General features: G+C 74.8%; 2 protein-coding genes. One reads left to right on the plus strand and one right to left on the minus strand.

Features of this window, described 5'->3' with window-relative positions; genetic code table 11:
* The coding region (locus ESO86_RS20170) for an alpha/beta hydrolase (RefSeq protein ID WP_207207216.1) at positions 1-136 on the plus strand (136 nt) is incomplete at its 5' end.
* On the opposite strand, the gene ESO86_RS17340 is transcribed toward ESO86_RS20170, so the two are convergent.
* Entirely contained in the window at positions 99-950 is an 852-nt protein-coding gene (locus ESO86_RS17340) for a DNA/RNA non-specific endonuclease (protein WP_129235999.1), read from the minus strand. The two genes, ESO86_RS20170 and ESO86_RS17340, sit on opposite strands and share 38 nt — an antisense overlap.
* Between the last annotated feature and the right edge of the window lie 202 nt (positions 951-1,152).

The following is a 1,152-nucleotide window of genomic DNA, read 5'->3' on the forward strand; positions in this document are numbered from 1 at the left end:
CGCCGGCTTCGTCGACCTCGGTGCGCGCGGGCACGTGAACGCCGCGAGCGGGCTCGGCGAGTGGCCGGAGGGACTCCAGCTGCTCGAGGACGTCGCGCCTACGGCGCGCCGAGCCGCAGGTCCTCCGGCTGCGTGATCTCGCGCGGGCCGTCGGCGGCGAGCGCCGGCGTCATGCGGTCGGCGGCGACGAGCAGGGGCATCTCGAGCCCGGTGATCGCCGCGATGTCGGCGACGGCCACCTGGAACGTGCGGAAGGGGCCGAGGTCGGGCACCTCGGTCGCGCCGGCGGCGACCCGGGCGCGCTCGCGCGCGGCGATGCCCGCCCTGCTCCGCATCGGATCGTCGAGGTCGACGACGGGAGCCTGGTCGAGCAGGAAACCGGCCGTGGCGAGCTCGTCGCCTGAACGCCAGGCGACGACCTTCACGAATCGCAGCGGCACCTGGATGCCGCGGTAGGGCGGGTCGTCGGCCGCGAGCACGGGCGCGGTGAACACGCTGAGCCGCTGCGCGTGCACGCGGGCGAACGCGAGCACGTGGTCCTCCAGCCCGTTCCACAGCTCGAGCGACTGGTTGAACTCGGCCTGCTGCGGCGCCGCGTTCGGGTAGCGGAAGGTCTCGGCGTTCGCGCGCGCCGCGACCTCGGGCGGACCCCAGACCGGGTCGCGGCGGCGGACGAGATGGCCGCGATCGAGGTCGTTGCGCGCGTACACCTCGGGCCCGGCCTGCCAGTCCTCCGGGATGCGGGCGTCGTACTCCCAGTCGTCGCGCCGTTCGACCTCGACGAGCGCGGCGCCGTCGACGTTGACGCCGGTCATGCGCGCGAACCGTCGGCGCGTGTCGAGCACGATCGTGAAGTGGAGGTGGTCGAGGGCGACGGATGCCGCGGCGTCGGCTTCGGGAACCGACGGCATCGGCGCCTCGACCCCCAGGAACCGTGCATCGAAGCCCATGCGTCCAGCACACCACGCACCGCCGACACCCGTGCAGGCCGCGGCTCGGCTCGGCGCACGGCGGCCTGCGACGCCACGCCGAACCGGATCGGCGACCGCGACGAACCACTCGCACGCGGGCTCCCGACTCCCCGCGGCTGCGGAGGGACCATGACGCGCACGACGGCGCCGAGGCGCGGAGCCCGCCTGCGATGGGTCGCCT

This window comes from Agromyces binzhouensis (assembly GCF_004135055.1).
GTDB classification, from domain to species: Bacteria; Actinomycetota; Actinomycetes; order Actinomycetales; family Microbacteriaceae; genus Agromyces; species Agromyces binzhouensis.

Bases quoted from the DNA above. Each gene is read 5' to 3' on its own strand.
- ESO86_RS17340 (WP_129235999.1), bottom strand. From the start codon at position 950: ATGGGCTTCGATGCACGGTTCCTGGGGGTCGAGGCGCCGATGCCGTCG.